The 17,235-nt window shown below is 72.1% G+C and carries 16 protein-coding genes; 9 read left to right on the top strand and 7 right to left on the bottom strand.

Annotated elements, in window-relative coordinates:
• Positions 1-35 precede the first annotated feature (35 nt).
• Positions 36-1,034, top strand: a complete 999-nt coding sequence (locus tag VGB24_RS01250) for a hypothetical protein (protein WP_331071136.1) — start codon at positions 36-38, stop codon at positions 1,032-1,034.
• Between the two features lie 404 nt (positions 1,035-1,438).
• On the opposite strand, the gene VGB24_RS01245 is transcribed toward VGB24_RS01250, so the two are convergent.
• From VGB24_RS01245 to speD, 6 genes are all read right to left on the bottom strand, one after another.
• Positions 1,439-2,518, bottom strand: coding sequence for a KamA family radical SAM protein (locus tag VGB24_RS01245; RefSeq protein WP_331071157.1), 1,080 nt, complete (start codon positions 2,516-2,518; stop codon positions 1,439-1,441).
• Positions 2,519-2,627: 109 nt separating this feature from the next.
• Positions 2,628-3,917, bottom strand: coding sequence for a bis-aminopropyl spermidine synthase family protein (locus tag VGB24_RS01240; protein WP_331071135.1), 1,290 nt, complete (start codon positions 3,915-3,917; stop codon positions 2,628-2,630).
• Positions 3,914-4,480 carry an SET domain-containing protein gene (locus tag VGB24_RS01235; RefSeq protein ID WP_331071134.1) on the bottom strand — a complete coding sequence of 189 codons (567 nt, stop codon included), beginning with the start codon at positions 4,478-4,480 and terminating at the stop codon, positions 3,914-3,916. Before VGB24_RS01235 ends, VGB24_RS01240 begins: the two co-directional genes overlap by 4 nt.
• The gene (locus VGB24_RS01230; protein WP_331071133.1) at positions 4,477-5,793 is read right to left on the bottom strand and encodes a peptide ligase PGM1-related protein; all 1,317 of its coding nucleotides are present in this window, start codon (positions 5,791-5,793) and stop codon (positions 4,477-4,479) included. Before VGB24_RS01230 ends, VGB24_RS01235 begins: the two co-directional genes overlap by 4 nt.
• A complete protein-coding gene (locus tag VGB24_RS01225) occupies positions 5,786-6,520 on the bottom strand; it encodes a class I SAM-dependent methyltransferase (RefSeq protein WP_331071132.1) in 735 nt (244 codons plus the stop codon). Before VGB24_RS01225 ends, VGB24_RS01230 begins: the two co-directional genes overlap by 8 nt.
• Positions 6,521-6,527: 7 nt before the next feature.
• On the bottom strand, positions 6,528-6,965 hold the full coding sequence (gene speD / locus VGB24_RS01220; protein ID WP_331071131.1) for an adenosylmethionine decarboxylase: 438 nt from the start codon (positions 6,963-6,965) through the stop codon (positions 6,528-6,530).
• A gap of 348 nt (positions 6,966-7,313) precedes the next feature.
• Between speD and VGB24_RS01215 the strand changes: the two genes are divergently transcribed.
• The 5 genes from VGB24_RS01215 to VGB24_RS01195 all read left to right on the top strand — a co-directional run bounded on the left by VGB24_RS01215 (position 7,314) and on the right by VGB24_RS01195 (position 12,423).
• A complete protein-coding gene (locus tag VGB24_RS01215; protein ID WP_331071130.1) occupies positions 7,314-8,069 on the top strand; it encodes an alpha/beta hydrolase family protein in 756 nt (251 codons plus the stop codon).
• Positions 8,070-8,227: 158 nt separating this feature from the next.
• Positions 8,228-9,184, top strand: coding sequence for a histidine decarboxylase, pyruvoyl type (locus VGB24_RS01210; protein WP_331071129.1), 957 nt, complete (start codon positions 8,228-8,230; stop codon positions 9,182-9,184).
• A gap of 264 nt (positions 9,185-9,448) precedes the next feature.
• Positions 9,449-9,820, top strand: a complete 372-nt coding sequence (locus VGB24_RS01205) for an SET domain-containing protein (protein WP_331071128.1) — start codon at positions 9,449-9,451, stop codon at positions 9,818-9,820.
• A gap of 305 nt (positions 9,821-10,125) precedes the next feature.
• Positions 10,126-10,989, top strand: coding sequence for a cupin-like domain-containing protein (locus tag VGB24_RS01200; protein ID WP_331071127.1), 864 nt, complete (start codon positions 10,126-10,128; stop codon positions 10,987-10,989).
• A 48-nt stretch (positions 10,990-11,037) separates the two neighbouring features.
• Positions 11,038-12,423 (top strand): hypothetical protein, encoded by a 1,386-nt coding sequence (locus tag VGB24_RS01195; protein WP_331071126.1) that lies wholly within the window; start codon positions 11,038-11,040, stop codon positions 12,421-12,423.
• Between the two features lie 28 nt (positions 12,424-12,451).
• On the opposite strand, the gene VGB24_RS01190 is transcribed toward VGB24_RS01195, so the two are convergent.
• Positions 12,452-13,609, bottom strand: a complete 1,158-nt coding sequence (locus VGB24_RS01190) for a homospermidine biosynthesis protein (RefSeq protein WP_331071125.1) — start codon at positions 13,607-13,609, stop codon at positions 12,452-12,454.
• A 335-nt stretch (positions 13,610-13,944) separates the two neighbouring features.
• Between VGB24_RS01190 and VGB24_RS01185 the strand changes: the two genes are divergently transcribed.
• The 3 genes from VGB24_RS01185 to VGB24_RS01175 all read left to right on the top strand — a co-directional run bounded on the left by VGB24_RS01185 (position 13,945) and on the right by VGB24_RS01175 (position 17,219).
• Positions 13,945-14,088: a hypothetical protein gene (locus VGB24_RS01185; RefSeq protein ID WP_331071124.1), complete on the top strand. Its 144-nt coding sequence runs from the start codon at positions 13,945-13,947 to the stop codon at positions 14,086-14,088.
• 578 nt (positions 14,089-14,666) lie between these two features.
• On the top strand, positions 14,667-15,686 hold the full coding sequence (locus VGB24_RS01180; RefSeq protein ID WP_331071123.1) for a hypothetical protein: 1,020 nt from the start codon (positions 14,667-14,669) through the stop codon (positions 15,684-15,686).
• 474 nt (positions 15,687-16,160) lie between these two features.
• Positions 16,161-17,219, top strand: coding sequence for a S1C family serine protease (locus tag VGB24_RS01175; protein ID WP_331071122.1), 1,059 nt, complete (start codon positions 16,161-16,163; stop codon positions 17,217-17,219).
• The last annotated feature ends 16 nt before the right edge of the window (positions 17,220-17,235 follow it).

Here is a 17,235-nt window from a genome sequence, read left to right as displayed (position 1 = left end):
CGAATTCTCTCCCCTCTACGGACCGAATGCCGATCATGCGCTACTTCATCGAACTCACGCCGAAGCGCCGGACGCTCCGACTCACCGCTGCTCTGGTGGTGGCCCTCCTGGCCGTGGGAATCGACCCTGGGCGGCTGGTCGCCCAAGGCGATCCGTACACCCTAGACGATGTCCGGCTCTGGATCTCAAGCGGGGTGAAGACCACGCGCATCCTCCGGCTGGTGCAGGGTCGCTGCCTCGCCTTCCGAATAGACGGCGACGCCGAAGCGGAGTTGCGGCGAGCGGGCGCTGAGGACGCGCTGGTAAACGGCCTGCGAAGCAGCTGCCAGCGCCCGCCACAGGTGGCGGTCGCCCCTCCGCCCCCTCCTCCCCCGCAGCGGTCCGAGCCGTCGACGGTCGGGAGAGAGACCCCGTCGCGGTATTCGCGTCGGGTACTGTATCCGATCTACTATGGCCGACCAAGCATTGCCACGGTTTTTGGCGGATTAATGACGCCGGAGTGGAAGGGAACTGATGCCGGAACGCATCAAGTAAGCCTGCCGAACGGCGAGGAGGTGAGGGTGCGGATGCCTGAGGCGCCAGCGAGTCTGCTGACTTACGGCTTTAGCGTTGGGTCCGCCGGGGGCCTCCGCCTGGAGGTGGAAGGATACTTCCACCAGACGGACTTTCCCACGCTCTTAATGGGCCCTGCCGTCGAGCCATTCCTGCCGCTCGGCCGCACTCGCTTCCGCATGATCTTAGGTGCAACTGGCTGGCTATCAGTGGCTGGACAGCACATGGAGGTTATCGACGAGACCGGGGCAGAAACCTCTGATACACTGAGCGTCGTTTCTTTTGGTGCCGGAGGTGACGGCCGGGTGGGGTTGGCGTACCATCCTAAGCCAGGAATGTGGATCTTCGCCGAGGCACGGTATCGCTGGGCCGATACCTTTTACCGCTATGCCGATGTATCTCCCACCGAATATGTGGAGGATTTCCCTTGGCCCAAGCTCGGGGTCCGCGGGCCGTCCGTCCGGATCGGGATTGGCTTTTAGATAATGTGCGCCACAGTGGACCGTGAGTTTACCCGCGACGAGGTGTCCAAATGGGTGTCCAAACTGCCGGGCACGGTCCCGCGGCGGGGAAGGGAACGTCGGCAGATCGCGCGTCCTGTCTGGGTTTTTGTGACAGGCTGCGGTGTTCCGCTCCCCCCGGGAGCCGCCTGATAAGCGTGAGGTCGGCCGTTCGAATCGGCCCAGGCCCACTGCCCTACGTAGAGCCCCCGCAACGGATTCCGTTGACGGGGGCTTTGCTGTTTTTTCGGACTTTTCGGGGTGGGTGTCCACAGCCGGGCGGACCCCTCTTCACCCCTCCCGCGCCGACGGGGAAGCCCGTGGCCGAGTTGACGACGGACAGGAGCCTCATGGGGTCATCCGTGATCGCTCACCCGGTCCGACCGTCAGCCGATCCCCTCCGGGACCGCGGCCTCGTGCATGGGGAGGGGGTAGCGGTAGACGTCACCCGCGTAGTTGCGCAGCACCACCTCGCGCTCGCTCACGGAGAGCACCGAGTCGGGGTGGACGGTGATCTTGCCGCCGCCGCCGGGCGCGTCGATCACGAAGCGCGGCACCGCCAGCCCGCTGGTCCACCCCTGCAGCTCGCGCATGATCCGCAGCCCCACCTCCAGCGGTGTGCGGAAGTGCTCGCCGCCGGCCACCACGTCGGCCTGGTAGATGTAGTACGGCCGCACCCGCGCCCGCAGCAGCCGCTGCATCAGCTCCTTCATCACCGCGGGATCGTCGTTCACCCCCTTCAGCAGCACCGTCTGGCTCCCCAGCGGGATCCCGGCGTCGGCCAGCAGCTCCAGCGCGCGCACGGCGGCCGGGGTCAGCTCGGCCGGGTGGTTGAAGTGCACGTTCACGAACACCGGGTGATACCTGCGGATCATCTCGCACAGCTCGGGGGTGACCCGCTCGGGGAGCTGCCCCGGCACGCGCGTGTGGATGCGCAGGATCTCGAGGTGCTCGATCCCGCGGAGCGTGGAGAGGAAGAACTCGATCCTGCGGTCGGAAAGGAGGAGCGGGTCGCCGCCGGAAAGGATCACGTCGCGCACCTCACGGTGGTCGCGGAGGTAGGCGAACGCACCGTCGAACTGGTTGAGCGGGATCTTCTCGGGGTCGCCCACCTTGCGGCGACGGGTGCAGAACCGGCAGTAGCTGGCGCACACGGGCGACACCAGGAACAGCACGCGGTCGGGATAGCGGTGCGTCAGGTTGGGGACCGGCGAGTCGGCGTCCTCGGCCAGCGGGTCCTCCACCCCGTCCTCCACCTCCAGCTCGTCGGCCGAGGGGACGTACTGGCGCCAGATCGGGTCGCCCGGTTTGACGATCTGCGCCAGCACGGCGGGGGTGATGCGCAGGTTGAAGCGCTCCGCCGCCTCGCGGACCGCCTGCACGTCCACGAGGTCGGCGCCGAAGCGCTCAACGAGCCCCTCGGCGCTGGTGCACCCCTCCCGCAGCGTCGTCTGCCAACGTTCCATGCTCACCCCCCGGCCTTTCAGCGGCGCGAATCGTGGGTCCCGCCAATGTCGTCCGCCGGTCCGAGCCCTCCGGTAGACGACCGGGGCCGCGGCGGCGCCGTGCCCCGGCTCACGCGCCGGCCACGCGGCGGATCAGCTCGTCGTATTCCAGCCGGCGGGGGCGGAACAGGCGCTCCACCACCCCCACCACCGTTTCCTTGTCGGGCATCTCCTCGGGCCCCAGCAGGTCCACCGCCAGGTGGCCCGCCTGTTCGTCGGCCACGGCCGTGCACACCAGCCGGGCTCCCGCCAGGTGCAGGGTGCGCGCGGCGCCGGCGCGGCCAAGGCACGGCGCCGCGCCGTCCACCGCGAACACGCGCGCCGTTTCGCGGGCCAGCGCCGCCATGGCGCCCTTCCAGCCGTCCGGCGGCTCGCAGCCGTGGAAGTCGTAGGCGTAGCTCACCCGCAGCCCACCCGCGAACCCGCGCAGGTCGTCGTCCATGCGGCGGTCGCCCTCGAGCGCCGGGGCGGCACCGGGCGGGCGCGCGGCGATCACCATCGCCGAGTCCCACGAGGAGACGTGCTGGAAGAACTCGTTGTAATAGTGCGAGAATCCCAGCCGCACCTCGCGCTCTTCCATCCCCATCTCCGCCAGCAGCCGTCGCGCGAGCGCCTCGCGGCGGCGGTATGCCGTCAGGACCAGCTCGCCGCCGGGGCGCAGCGCCGCCACCGCGCGCGAGGCGAACAGCCGCAGCCAGGGCTCGGCCGACACCGGGTCGGCGATCACCGCGTCGAAGCCGCCGGCCAGGTCGGCCGGAAAGGCGTCGCGCAGGTCCTGCCGGCGCAGCTCGACCGCCAGCCCGCGCGCCGCGGTGCGGCTGCGCAGCACCTCCAGCAGCACCTCGTCGAGCTCCAGCACGACGACCCGGGCACCCAGGCTCGCGAGCAGCGGCGACACCAGGTCGTCGTCGCCCAGGCAGAGGATGCGGCCGCCCGGGTGGCGCTGGTGGAGCAGCAGCGCGCGCCGCACCGCGGTTTCGGGGAGGCACGGCCCCTGGACCAGGTCTACCGACACCGCCTTGCGCCCGGCGTGGAGGTCCAGCGCCAGCGGGTAGAGCGCGGGCGGCGCGCCGGCGGGCATCTTCCACAGCAGGCCGCGCCCCAGCGCCTCCAGCCGCGCGCGCAGCACGGGGTCGGCATCGTCCGTCGCACGGTGGATCAGCCCCGCGTCGCGGAGCGCGTCCCATGCGCCCCCTCCCGGGTCGGGGGCGGGAAGGCGCATGGCGATGCGGGTGAGCGCCGCGGCGTGCGCGGGTGGAACGGGGTGCACCGTGCCCCGGACCGAGTCGACCAGCGTGGCGCCGGGGCCGCGGCAGAGGAGGATCGCCCCGTCGCGGAGGCGCCAGCCGGGCGCCGTCACGCCACCCCTTCGCACGCGCCCGCGGGCGTCGCGGCGCGCGGGGGATGCGCCGCCAGCCACGGCGCCAGCGGCTGCGGAACGCGGTCCATCCTCGCCAGCGCGGGGGCCAGCCGGGCGTTCCAGGCCTCCACCACCCCGGGCGCGAGCGCCCGCGACGAGCGGATCGTCCCCACGCACTCCGGGCTCCCGCAGGCACAGGCGAAGGACCAGGGTGGCTCGTGCACGAACACGCGGTAGTCGTAGGTGAGCTCCTGGCCCGGGGCGATGTCGTCCACGGCCAGCGCGTAGCCGCGGAGCGAGTCGAGCACGTTGGCGCGGCAGGAGTGGTTGATGAAGCAGAAGCCGCTGCAGGGGAGGAGCACGCTCCCGTCGGCCAGGTAGTAGCCCAGCTCGATCACCCGCTCGCGCTCGTGGGCGGGGGTGTCCGCCAGGTCGGCGCCGGTCCAGCGGCTGCAGGCGGGGCAGGGCGCCCACACCACGGTCCCCGCCGGGATCGGCGCCTCGGCCACCAGCCCGCGGCCCTTGCCGCCGCACGGGGCCACGCGGATCCCCGGGATCGTCATGCCGCGGCGGGGGCGGCGGCCAGCGCGCGGCGCGCGGCGGCCTCGAACTCCGCCGCCTCGGCGACCGAACCCGCGAACAGGATGTAGCGCCACTTTCCATCGATGTCGGCGGTGTCCACCAGCGGCAGCACGCCGCGGCGGGTGGCCGGGTCGAAGGCCGCCCCCTCGCCCTCCAGCGCCTGCACCGCCCCGGCAATCCCCAGCCCGGGCTCGGCGCCGGTGATCGCGTCGTGCCACCAGACCTCGCGCCTCTCCCAGTAGCCGTCGCCCAGGATGCGCTCGGCCAGCCGGTGCAGGTAGGTGCCGCCCGTCTGGCGGACGTTGCTCTCCGTGGCGTACAGCGCGCAGCCGGGGGTCACGCAGGCGTCCACGTCGAACACCCCGCGGTACCCGGCCCCGTGCGCCCAGGCGCCGAACGCCAGCCCGTAGGCCTCCAGCCGCTCGAGCGCGCCGGCGGGAGTGTCGACCGGCGGGGTGAGCAGCCCGGAGAAGGAGTGGCCGGGGCAGCGCTGGTCCGAGACGTAGAGGATTCGCGGGCCCGCGTCGTCCACCTCCACCTCCACGCTGGGCATCCACGCCACCTCCAGGAACGCCTCCACCACGAAGCGCTGCGGCTGGCCGGCCAGCGGCGCCAGCGCCTCGTCGACCGCCGCGCGGGCCGCCGCGGCGCCGTCGCGGCGGTGGATCACCGCGTGGCCGAAGCCGTTGCTGGCGCGGTCGGCCTTCACCAGCACCGCGTCCCACTCGGCCCACAGCCGCCGCGCCGCCGCCGCCACCTGCCCGGCGCCCTCGCACGCCTGGCCGGGGGCCAGGGGGATGCCCAGCGCCGCGGCCCGGCGGCGGAACCCCGACTTGGTGTTGAGGGCGTGCACCAGCTCCACCACCCCGTCGTCCGGCGCGCCCGGGGAGTACCCCTCGAACGGCACGCCCAACTCGCGTCCGAACGCCACCGTTGGGCGGTCGAGCGCGAACGGGGAGAAGCGGATCCCGGGGCGCGCCCGCGCGGCCCGGGCGCAGCCCTCGGCCAGCCCCTCGCGGCGGAGGGCCTCGGCCAGCGGCAGCTCCAGCCCGTCGCGGGGCGACAGCGTTTCGATCGCGCCCGGGTCCATCCCCAGCACCCCGCAGGCGTACTCCATCAGGTCGGGGGGCACCGGCCTTCCGGTCACCAGCAAGTCGCCCTCGCGGGCCGTCCACACCACGCGCGGGGAGACGCCGTTCAGCCGGCGCGCGTACGCGGCGGGGAGCACCGGGAGCATCACGGGAGAGGCGATGTTCGCGAAGACCAGGCGGGGCGGGGAACCGGCGTCAGACATAGCCGCCGAAGATGGCGTGGCCGGCGTTCATCCAGAAGCACTCCGGGGTGCGCACCCCCGCCTCCTCCATCCAGCGGAGCTGGTCGGCCAGGGAGGAGGGGTGATCGACGGGATCGTCCGCGCCGTGGACGAAGTAGTTCCACTCCTCGGCGACGAAGAAGTCGTGCCCGGCCAGGTCGCCGCGCTTGTCCAGGCTGCGCCGGCGCACGGCCTCGTCCCACTGGCGGGCGTACACCTCGCGCGCCGGGGAAGACGCGGGTTCCACCAGGTCGGCCACCAGCAGCGCGCCGCCGGGCTCCAGCGCCCCGGCGAGGCCGGTGTACAGGCGGCGCTTCTCCGGCCCGTGCAGGTGGTGGATGGCGAGCGACGAGAGGACGGCGCGCAGCGGGCGGGGGAGCGCGGCGGCCAGGTCGGGGTCGTCCAGCTCTGCCCGCCGCAGTTCCACGCGGCCGCCGAAAGGGGCCAGCGTCTCCCGCAGCTCCGTCAGCATGACCTCCGAGCGGTCGAGCCCCAGGTAGCGCATGCGGGGAAAGGCGCCGAGCAGCGCCCGCGCCAGCACGCCCCCGCCGGGCGCCAGCTCGGCCAGCGCGAACTCCTCGCCCGCCGCGGCCGGAACCAGCTGCACCAGCGTGGCCAGCTGCTCCTCGCGGTTCGGCACCAGAAGGTCGCCGAACTCCAGGAACGCGCGCGAGTCCGCTTCTTCCCAGCGGCCCGTTTCGGTGCTCATCGGCGCCTCACGCGGCTGCCGCGGCCGGCGCGGGGCCGATCTCGTGCCGCAGCAGGTGGACCACGGTGTGCGCCGGGCGCAGCTCGGTGCGCAGCTTCGCCCACACCCGCGCGGGGGGCATCTCGGGGTTGCACAGGAAGATGGCCACGTTGGCGTAGCCGTGCTCGGGCCAGGTGGAGAGCACCGCGTGCGACTCGGCCAGCACCAGCACCACGGTTACCCCGTGGGGGACGAAGTGGTGCACCACCCTGTCCACCACGGTGGCGTGCACGGAAAGGACGGCCCGTTCCAGCGCCCCGGCCAGGAAGACCGGGTCGTCCAGCGGGCACTCGCAGCCATAGGCGTCGAAGATCTCCTGCTCCACCGCCACCGCGGCGCCGTTCCCCGCGTACGGGTGCGGCGGGACGGGCGCGGTGGTGGCCGGGGGCGCGGCGGAGGGCGTCATCGGGAACGGAGGGAGGGTGACGGGAGGAATGCCCGTATTGGGAGGCGCAATGCAATCGGTACCGTTCGGCTACAGTAAGGAGAAGGGACGCCCTGTGCAAGGGTTTTCTTCGAAACGGCGGCGGTCCGCACGGTCGAAAAATTTCTATTCCTTTTCCGCTTCCGGATGCCTATCTTGCCCCGACGCCCGCCTTTCGCCCCCCGCGCTGCGCCCACGCCCGACCGGATGACACTCGGAAACCCGCTCGCAGCACCTCGCGCCGCGCCCGCGCCGGCGGCTTCCGCGGCCGGCGGAGGCGCGTGGCCGGCGTCGCTCGAGGAGTTGTGGATCCCCGTCGCCGGAACGAGGATGAACGGGCACCTGTACCTGCCCGCCGGGCCCGGTCCGCACCCGGCCGTGGTGCTGCTGCACGGCTTCCCCGGCAACGAGCGCAGCCTGGACCTGGCCCAGGCGCTGCGCCGGGCGGGAATCGGCGTCCTCTTCTTCCACTACCGCGGGGCGTGGGGGAGCGGCGGCCTCTTTTCCTGGCGGAACGCAGCCGACGACGTGACGGCGGCGCTCGCCTTCCTGCGCGCCCCCCAGGCCCGCGAGCGCTACCGGGTGGACGGCGGGCGCATCGTGCTGGCGGGGCACAGCACCGGCGCGTGGCTGGCGCTGTGGGTGGCCGCGCACGACGCCGCGGTGTGCGGCGCCGTGGCGATGGGGCTGGAGAACCTGGGCGCCGATGGGCTTTGCTACCGCGACGACCCCGACGAGCGGGAGCGGTGGCTGGGCTACCTGGAGGCGACGGTGGGCGAGGGGCGCCCGATCCGCGCCGAGAGCCCCGACGCGCTCCTGCGCGAGCAGATGGAGCACGCCGAGGCCTTCGACCTCGTGGGGGTTGCCCCCGCCCTGGCCACGCGCCCCGTACTGATGGTGGGGGGAAGCCGCGACCTGGAGCTCCCGCCCGAAGAGCACCAGCACCCGGTCGCCGACGCGCTGCGGGCGGCCGGCTCGCGCCGCGTGCGCAGCGTGGTGCTGCGGGCCGACCACTCCTTCTCCGGCTGCCGGCTGCGCCTGGTTCGCCTGGTGGTGGGGTGGATCGGGGACGAGTGCGGCTTCTGATCCGCCGCCGCACGTCCCCCTTCGTCCGCGCCGATCGTCGCGCGGCCTTCCGGCCGGCGCCGGGCGGACCCTTCGCCCAGCCGGCGTTCCGATCATCCGATTCCTGGGCATCGGACCTTCCGGTCCGGCCTCCTCCCCCGCCTCCAACGATGTAGAGCATGAGCATCCCGCCCCCGCTTTCCATGGCCGACGTGGTGAACGGCGCCATCGGCCCCTTCGACCGGCACTGCATGGGCTACCTGAACCCCGGCGCCAGCGGCCACGGATACGTGAACGCGATGAAGCTGTCGGTCAACAAGGTGGACTGCTCGGACCTGGACCCCGGGATGGAGGAGATCTTCTCGTACGACCGCTGCGAGATGGACGACGCCTACTTCGGGGAGATCAACTTCCTCACCGCCACCTCGTTCACGGGGATCAACGGCGTCATCTGGGGGGTGGACCTGGCCCGCGCGTCCGCCCTGGCGCACGGCGCCGCGGAGCCGATCGACCGCTTCAACGGGATCCCGCTGTACCCGATCGGACCGGTGCTGGACGCGGGCGAGCGGCTGTTCGGGCGGCTCGACCGCGAGCCGGGGGGCCGGCGCGACCGGCGGCGCTTCCCGCCGCTGCCGGGGGCGCACATCATCTGCGCCAACAAGGACGTGGGGGTGCGGGGGCCGGCGTACGCGTGGTCGGCGATCGCGGTGGGGGTGGCGCGCGACCGCGGCCGCTGCGCCACGCTGTTCATGGAGGACGTGAACACCATCCCGGCGCACGAGACGGTGCGCCCCGGCGGCAGGGTGGAGGTCACCCCCACCCGCGCCCAGGCCGAGGCCATCCTCGACGCGCGCATCCGCCACATCGGGCGCACCATGTCCCTGTGGGGCGAAGACCGGGGGATGCCCCTCACCGAGATCTACGCGGGGGCGCGCTACATCTACGCCGGCCCGCACGAGTGGGGGGTTTCGCTCACCTGCATCCCCTACCTGCTGCTGCCGCGCGGCGCCATCCCCGCGGGGAGCGAGCCGGCCGGGCTGCTGTCGATGACGCTGGAGGAATGGGAGGGGCGGCTGGGGCTGGAGCCGCTTCCGCCGGCCCCCCGCCACCCGGACTCGGGCGGCGTCGGCTGCTGAGCGGGCCGGTTTCCGGAACAGCCAGGCCGAACGGGTCGACCAGCCCCACGTCACTCGCCGGGCAGCGGGCGGGTCGCCGGCCGGTCACCACGTCGCCCGGCGTGGCGTCCACGCGGGCGGGCGCCGGGGGTGGCGGGGCCGATTGCGCGCCGGAACGGAGAACGCTTTCATGTGTGCTCGGTCCAACGCCGTGCTTGCCCGGCTACCCCGGCCCCGGCGCCCGTGCGCCCGGCTTCCTTCCCACCGCTCCGCCCCGGACCAGCCATGATGACCGTTGCCACCTTCGTCGCGTCCAGCCCCATCCACGGCGTGGGGCTGTTCGCCACCAGGCCGATCGCCGCCGGAACCGTGGCCTGCAGGTGGGACGACCGGTTCGACCTGGCCTTCTCCAACGAGGAGGTGGAGCGGATGCCGCCGCTGATGCGCGGCTTTTTGGAGCACTACGGGTACCAGGACGACCGGGAGCCGGGATTCACCTTCTGCGAGGTCGACAACGGGCGGTTCATGAATCACTCCCCCCAGCCCAACCTCGACCAGGTGGGCGATCGATGCGTCGCGCTGCGCGACATCGCCGCGGGCGAAGAGCTCACCTGCGATTACCGGCAGATCCACTCCTCGTGGCGCCTGGCGGCCTGATGCGGGCGGCGGAGGACCGCCGGGCCAGATCTCTGGAACGTCTCAACACGCGTCTGCTGCAGCCATTTGTCGGCAGACCAGTCGTGCTCCGCGCGGCGGTCAGGGATCACCGCGCCGTCACCCACCCGGGCGGCGGCACCGGCGACGGGGCGGCACGGGGGGGACACGCCGGCAACGAAAGCATTGCGCAATGGCGAACACCGGGCTTACGTAGAGTGTCGGAAAACGCTCGTGCCGATCCACGAGACCTCCGCGTCCCTGTCCTGCGCCGGAATGCGCCCGTCTCCCATTCTCCCGAGGCCGTCGTGATCACGGCGCCGGAGCCAGCCGTCCAGCCGCGCGGAGAGGTGGACCGCGTGGCCCGCCTGTCGCCGCGCGAGTTCGCCGCCCGCTACCTCCGCCCGGGGCGGCCGGTGCTGCTGACCGGGATGATGGACGAGTGGCCGGCGATGCGGCGCTGGTCGTTCCAGTCGCTGGCGCGGCTGAACGCCGAGTGCCAGGTGTGCCTGGAAGAGGGCAACGTGATCCAGGGCGAGACGGCGCTGCGGCACGTGAAGCTGGGCGAGTTCCTGAACGCGCTGGCCAGCGGCGCGGCCGCGGCGCCCGGCCGGGTGCCCTACCTCTCCCTCTTCGACATCTTCACCGTTCTCCCGCAACTGGTGAACGACGTCGACTTCTCCCTGCTGCGCCGGCACACGGTGCTGAACCGGGTATTCGCCTGGCTGGGCCCGGCGGGGACCGTGTCCGGGTTCCACCAGGACTGGATGGACAACGTCCTGGCGCAGGTGCTCGGCCGCAAGCGCGTGCTCCTCGCCGCGCCCGACCAGTCGCCCATGCTCTACCCCAGCGAAAAGTACGAGTACCGCTGCACGCTGGCCTCGGTGGACCCCGACAGCTGGGACCCCGCCCGCCACCCGCGCTTCGCCCGGGCGCGGCTGCACGAGGTGGTGCTGCACCCGGGCGAGATGCTGTTCATCCCCCGCGGCTGGTGGCACCGGGTGCAGTCGCTCGACGCGTCGATCAGCGTCAACAACTTCGGCCACCGCCTCCGCCACCTCCTGCTGTCGCAGCCGGTGTGGTGGGCCCGCGACGTCCTCCACGAACGCGGGATGTACGGCCGCGCCTGCACCTGTCACATGATCGTGGACGGCCGGCGCGTGTCGCGCTGACGCCGACGCCCACCTCCCCGAAGCCGGAAAGAAACCGCGTAGCCGACCATGCGCATCCACTTCGAGCAGCTGACCGCCGAGTACCCGGTGGCCAACGTGCGCTACTGCAGCGACGGGCGCGACGACCGCCAGAACGTGATGATGATGGCGTGCGCCACCTGGGCAGCCGAGGCGGGGCACGAGGTGTCCGTGCACTGGGATCCGCCCGGCTCCAGGGCGCCCGGGGCCGAGCTGGTGTTCCTGGTGCTGTTCAGCGTGGCCGCGTACCGCCTGCAGACGGCCATCCGCCAGGCGCGGGAGCGCGCCGACTGCCGGGTGGTGGTGTGCGGCCCGCACGCGGTGAGCTTCCCCGGCCACTGCCTGCGCGCGGGCGCCGACGCCGTGGTGGGGCGCTGCAACCGCGACCTGCTGCTGCGGATGGTGGCCGACGCCGCGGCGGGGGCGCTGCAGCCGCGCTACGAGACCGACGTGCCGGTGGACCGCTTTCCGCACCACGCGCGCTTCCGCGAACTGGGGTTCATCCCCGGGCAGGGGTTCATGAACGCCCTCGCCTCTACCGGGTGCCCGTACACCTGCGCCTTCTGCAGCGACGCCACCACCCGCTACGACGCGCAGGAGCCGGGCGAGGTGGTGCGCAACGTGGCCGGGGGCGGCGAGCCGCTGGTCGTGTTCAACGACCCTACGCTGGGGGTGGGACGCGCCGGGCGCGAGCTGCTGCAGGGGCTGGCGGGGCTCGAGGACCGCCACTTCATCTCCTTCACCACCAGCTCCATGCTGCGCGACGCCGGCTTCCGCCGCGCGCTGGGGAACGCGGGGTGGGTGATGGCCGAGGTGGGGATCGAAAACGTGAACTCGCCCTTCGCCAAGAACCGCGGCGCCGACTTCGCCGCGATCTTTTCCGACTGCGACTTCCTAGTCGTGGCCAACTACATCTACGGGTACGACCCGCGCGACTTTTCCGACGAGACCTTCCTTTTCCTCAGCGACCTGTCGGCGCGGTGCCCCAACGTGATCCCGTCGGTGTTCGTTCCCTTTTCGCTCCCCGAGACCGAGCTGCACCAGCGCAACCTGGCCGAGGGGCGGGTCTTCGACCCCTCGTACCTGTGCATCGGCAACGAGATCCTGTCGGTGCGGGCGCCGGGGATGGAATCGCCGCGCGCCTACTACGAGCGGCTGTGCGATGTGAACGACCGGCTGTACGAGGGCCTTTCGGAGCGGCTGCGGGGGTGGGCCGCCACGCACCCGGGGCTCCCCGACGGGCGCCGCGAGGTACTGATGCAGATGCTGGCGCGGCAGGAGCGCGAGGGGGAGCGTTTCGACCGGTGGGTGGGCGCCATTGCCGACGCCGCGCCGGAGCGCTTCGAGCCCTTTGCCGAGGAGGTGCTGCGCGCCGCCGTCCCGGGCTTCGACGCGGGGGCGCTGGCGCTCGCGTAGGGGGGAAGGCGGGGCGCCGCGCCGCGACTCACGCCGGGGTGAACGCGCGGCGGGCCTGGGCGGCGTAGTCGCGCGCCGCCTGCTGCGCCGCCTCGTCGCGCGCGAAGCGGTCGAACTCGGCGGCGAGCCGTTCGAGCATGGCGCCGCGCCGGTCCATCAGCCGCCGGGGGGTGCGCGGCGCGCGGTTCTCCAGCGCGTAGGCGGTGAGCAGGGGAAGGGCGATGGTGGAGTCGACGTAGGCGGTCACCGCGTTGGGGAGCATCTCGGGATCGACCTTGCCCCAGCTCACCGCCTCGGCCGGGGTGGCGCCGGAGAGGCCGCCCGTGTCGGGGCGTGCGTCGGTGATCTGCAGGAAGTAGTCGTGCCCCCGCTCCTCCATCCCCATCACCTCGCGGATCTGCGGCTCGGTCTGCAGGGCGAAGTTCTTGGGACTGCCTCCGCCCAGGATCCAGATGGCGCTCTTGCCGCCCCGGCGCTTGGCGTCGAGGACGATGGCCGCGGTCTCGTTGACGTCGGCATTCACGTCGAACGCCAGCCGGTTCCCGCGCAGCGCCTTGGCCGCCACGTTCATCCCGATGGTGGAGTCGCCCGGGGCGGGGGTGTAGACGGGGACGGCGTGCTCCCAGGCGGCGGCCAGGAGCGACTTGCGCCCCAGCCCCAGCGCCCGCTCGCGCTCGGCGACGTAGCGGCCGCACAGATAGTGGAACTCGGCCGTGGACATCGTGCGCTGGAACTCGTCGGCGCCGATGATCTCCCAGAAGAACTCGTCGGTGTCGAGGAGCACCGAGAAGTCCAGGAAGACGTCGTAGATGCGCACCACCTCGTCGCGCAGCAGCACCACGTCCGACACGTGCGGGCTGCCCTGGTGCAGCGGGAGGCCGATCCCGAAATGAGTGTCGTGGTACAGGTTGGCGCCGGTGGAGACGATCCAGTCCACGAACCCCGCTTCCACCAGCGGGATCAGCGCGCTCATCCCCAGCCCGGCCGGGGTCAGCGCGCCGGTCACCGCCAGCCCCACCGTCACGTCGTCCTCCAGCATGCGCCGGGCGAGGAGCTGGCAGGCCTCGCGCATCCGCCCGGCGTTGTACGCCTGGAAGGTGCCGTCCACCAGCTCGGTGATGCTCATCCCGGCGCCGATGCGCGCGGGGTCGATGCGGGGGCCGCTCAGGTAGGGGCTCTGTGTCATGGGTGGGGGCGGGGTGGAGGCGAGAAGGCGCTAATGCCGCAGGAGGACGGCGGACGGGTTGCCGAATATGCCTCCCGTCGGGCTTCCAGATCAAGAACTTTTTTTCCAGTGCCGCAGCCGGGGCTGCGCCACGGGCGCCCGTCCGGCCACGCGGAATCCTACGATCCCGCGTCCGGGCGATGGAATGAGCTCGACGACGTTCCCACGCCGCGCCTGGGACGCGGCGCTCGCGGAGATGGACGGCGTGCTGTACCAGGTGGGTGGAGACGCCGGGGCCGGGCCCACGCGCCTCGCGCAGTGCTAGACCCCGGAGGCGGGTGGGGTGGAGGCCGGAGATGCAGACGGCGCGCAAGCGGCTCGGCCTCGCCGCCCTTTCCGGCCGGCTCTTCGCCGTGGGCGGCGGCACCGGCGAGATCGCCACGGGCGCGGTGGAGGAGTGCCGCCTGTTCTTAGACCTGCACGGGTTTCGAAAGGAATGAGCCGGCGCTGCCGCACGGCGGGCCCGGGTACGCGTCGCACCGATCGGCTCGACCGGGGGGCTGGGAGCCGCCGCTTTTCGCGTGTGCCCCGCGCGGTTAGCTTGTTCCGCCCTCGGTGGCTCGCCACCGGCGCTTCTGCGCCCATTTCGTTCACCAGGACCTCCACCGGTGCCGCAGCGCCCGAATGCGACGGATCAGGAGCGACGCAGATCCCGAGCGGGTGCTCCAGCAGCACTTGAGGACGATCCGGGAGCTGGTGGGGTGGGCGCGGGACGGATTCGATCCCGGCTTCGCGCCCGGACCCGAGCACGGCCTGTACCTCCTGCGGGGGGCCGAGCTTGCCCTCCGCACGGGGCGCCTGAAACCCTGGGAACACTTCCTCTTCCTGGCCGCGCTCTGCCAGAGGAAGGACGTGAAGCTCGCCGGATTCGTCACGGACGACCTCTGCGCGTCTGCGGTCCGGGTAGAACTCGCGGTGGACACGTCGGAGGAACCATCCCGGCCAGGTGGGCGACGTCGCCGGGAGCGACGTGGTCGCCCTTTCCCCGTTCCCCCCTCGTCCCGGTGGCGTACTGACGATGTACCGCGCATGCATCTTCTGCTGGTCGGCGCTGGGAGCCAACGAGTCGATCGAGCACTTTCCCGTCGGGCGCAGCCTGGCGTTCGACGCGGCGAAGGGGCGCCTGTGGGTTGTCTGCCCCAGGTGCGCGCGGTGGAACCTGGCGCCACTCCACGAGCGCTGGGAGGCCGTAGAGGAGGCGGAGCGCCGGTTCCGCGACACGCGGGTACGGGTGCAGAGCGAAAACGTCGGGCTGACGAAGCTCCGCGACGGAACCCGGCTGATCCGCATTGGCCGCGCGCTGCCGGGCGAGCTGGCGGTGTGGCGCTACGGGACGATCATGCAGCGCCGGCGCGCGGCGGCTGCAGCGGTGGTGGGTGTGACGGTAATCGTGCCGGCGGGCATGATTACGTCGATGGCGGTCGGCTTTGCAGGGGCCGCGGCGGTTTTCTTCCTGCTGACCAAGGGCCTGCTGCTCGCGGCGCAGTGGCGCCCCCGGCTGCAGTCCCGCTCGCTCCTGCCGTACTCGGGGTTAGACGTGGACGGCTTCGACTTTCGAGCGGCCCGGCTCGCCTTCACCTTCGAGGGGCATGTGGGGCTGGAACTGGAGGTGCCGGAGGACGAGGTCTTGCCCGGGCTGGGCAGCTGGCGCGACGGCGTGCTGGTGCTGAACGCGGAAAACGCGCGCACCGTGCTGCGCCGGGGAATGCTGGAACTGAACGCCGCCGGCGCCGGCCGCGACAGGGTGCAGGCGGCGGTGAACCTGCTCGCGGCCAGCGGATCGGCGGAGATGTACCTGCGCCGTGGCGCCGCGGACCGGATACCGGTGGATGACCACTCCGCGGACGGCTGGGTGCGGGGCACCCGCAGGCTGGCGTTGGAAATGGCCGTGCACGACGAGCTGGAGCGCGAAGCGCTGCGTGGCGAACTGGCTGCGCTGGAGGCGGCGTGGCGCCAGGCGGAGGAGATCGCCGGCATCGCGGACTGGCTGCCGGACGACCCCCCGCCTGAGCCGCCGCGGCTGGACGCCGCCAGCTGACGGAGGGGCGATGAAGCGTCTGGCCGGTGCGCCGCCGGGGTGTCCAAATGGGTGTCCGAACAGCCGGCAGGGCCCTGCAGCCGGGGAGGAGCCGCCTGATAAGCGTGAGGTCGGCCGTTCGAATCGGCCCAGGCGCACTGCCCTGACTTCGAGCCCCCGACGTGCTTACGCCCTTCGGGGGCTCGTCGTGTTTCGGAGCTTTTGAGCCCGGTGTGCAGATGAGGCTCCAGTCGCGCACTACCCCTGTCCTCGGCACCGCTCCCGGGTGCGCGAATGTGGGCCGGGCGGGCCACGCACGGGGGCGGCGGGCACCCTTCAGGGCGCTTCCACGCGCTCCCCACGCGAACGGCGGGACAAGACGCTTGCGATCCGCATGGTACTCGCCGCATCGTGGAGTGTGCTCGCGCCGGACCTGGCGCGAGGCGCAGGAACCCCAGCACGAGAAAACGCATGTACTGCCGTTCGAGCCTGGCGGTGATCGCCGCGCTGCTTGCCCTGCAGAGCCCGGTCGCCGCACAGGGCGGCCCGGACCTGCCCACGCTGATCGAGCGCGTCCGGCCCGCCGTGGTGCAGATTCGGACCTTCGATGCCCGTGGCGCCGCGCTGGGCAGCGGGAGCGGGTTCTACGGGCCGGACGGCCGCGTGATCACGAACGCGCACGTCGTCGAGGGTGCGGGGCGCGCCGAAGTGTTCGACGCAGACGGCCTGCTGCAGGGCACCACGCAGTTCGCTGAGGCTACGAGCTCCACGGTCGACCTCGCTGTGCTGCCCCGGATGGGAGACCCCGCCGAGCGGCTCGCCATCTCCGCTGCGCCGCCGCGCGTCGGGGAGAGGGTGGTGGTGATCGGGTCCCCGCTGGGCTTGGCGAACACGGTTTCGGACGGCATCGTGAGCGGCATCCGGAACGAGAACGGCCAGCGCCTCATCCAGATCACCGCGCCGATCTCCAGCGGTTCGTCTGGCGGGCCGGTGCTGAACGAAGCCGGCGAGGTGGTCGGAGTGGCCGTCTCTCTCCTGCAGGGCGGACAGAACCTCAATTTCGCGGTTTCGGCGGCAGACGTTCGGGCACTGCTCCAGAGCCCGGCCGGGCGATACGCGTTCGAGGTTCCCGCTACGCCGCCGCCGCGCCGCGTGACGCCGCGCGCGGACCGCGTCCGCTCCGCCCCGGGCTCCGCCGAGACCTCGGCCGAATCGGAACCGTGGGCGGCGGGCTTGCGCTTCAACGGCAGGTCCGAATACGTGAACAGGGAAACGCTGCGGATCCTGCCCTCAGGCTACCTAGAAGCCACGGTCGGCCGGACGTACGACACGCCCCACACCGACAGCACGGGCGACACGTACAACCTTGAACTCGTTACCTATCAAGTGGATTGCCGCGGCTACCGCCACCGCATGATGGCGCTGTACCAGTTCTTGAACGAGGAACTGGTGTACAGCTCGGATGACATCGGAGGAACATGGAGCACCTGGACGGCGTTGGAATGGCGCGAGCTGGAAACCTTTGCCCTCGCCTGCCAACTTGCCGGCCGCTGAGCCCGCGACCGGCGGG

It is taken from the genome of Longimicrobium sp. (assembly GCF_036399935.1).
Taxonomy (GTDB): Bacteria; Gemmatimonadota; Gemmatimonadetes; order Longimicrobiales; family Longimicrobiaceae; genus Longimicrobium.
This window is presented reverse-complemented; position numbering and strand designations above follow the sequence as displayed.

Bases quoted from the DNA above. Each gene is read 5' to 3' on its own strand.
- VGB24_RS01195 (WP_331071126.1), top strand. From the start codon at position 11,038: ATGCGCATCCACTTCGAGCAGCTGACCGCCGAGTACCCGGTGGCCAAC.
- VGB24_RS01250 (WP_331071136.1), top strand. From the start codon at position 36: ATGCGCTACTTCATCGAACTCACGCCGAAGCGCCGGACGCTCCGACTC.
- VGB24_RS01185 (WP_331071124.1), top strand. From the start codon at position 13,945: ATGCAGACGGCGCGCAAGCGGCTCGGCCTCGCCGCCCTTTCCGGCCGG.
- VGB24_RS01235 (WP_331071134.1), bottom strand. From the start codon at position 4,480: ATGACGATCCCGGGGATCCGCGTGGCCCCGTGCGGCGGCAAGGGCCGC.
- VGB24_RS01230 (WP_331071133.1), bottom strand. From the start codon at position 5,793: ATGTCTGACGCCGGTTCCCCGCCCCGCCTGGTCTTCGCGAACATCGCC.
- VGB24_RS01180 (WP_331071123.1), top strand. From the start codon at position 14,667: ATGTACCGCGCATGCATCTTCTGCTGGTCGGCGCTGGGAGCCAACGAG.
- VGB24_RS01190 (WP_331071125.1), bottom strand. From the start codon at position 13,609: ATGACACAGAGCCCCTACCTGAGCGGCCCCCGCATCGACCCCGCGCGC.
- VGB24_RS01205 (WP_331071128.1), top strand. From the start codon at position 9,449: ATGATGACCGTTGCCACCTTCGTCGCGTCCAGCCCCATCCACGGCGTG.
- VGB24_RS01215 (WP_331071130.1), top strand. From the start codon at position 7,314: ATGAACGGGCACCTGTACCTGCCCGCCGGGCCCGGTCCGCACCCGGCC.
- VGB24_RS01210 (WP_331071129.1), top strand. From the start codon at position 8,228: ATGAGCATCCCGCCCCCGCTTTCCATGGCCGACGTGGTGAACGGCGCC.
- VGB24_RS01245 (WP_331071157.1), bottom strand. From the start codon at position 2,518: ATGGAACGTTGGCAGACGACGCTGCGGGAGGGGTGCACCAGCGCCGAG.
- speD (WP_331071131.1), bottom strand. From the start codon at position 6,965: ATGACGCCCTCCGCCGCGCCCCCGGCCACCACCGCGCCCGTCCCGCCG.
- VGB24_RS01225 (WP_331071132.1), bottom strand. From the start codon at position 6,520: ATGAGCACCGAAACGGGCCGCTGGGAAGAAGCGGACTCGCGCGCGTTC.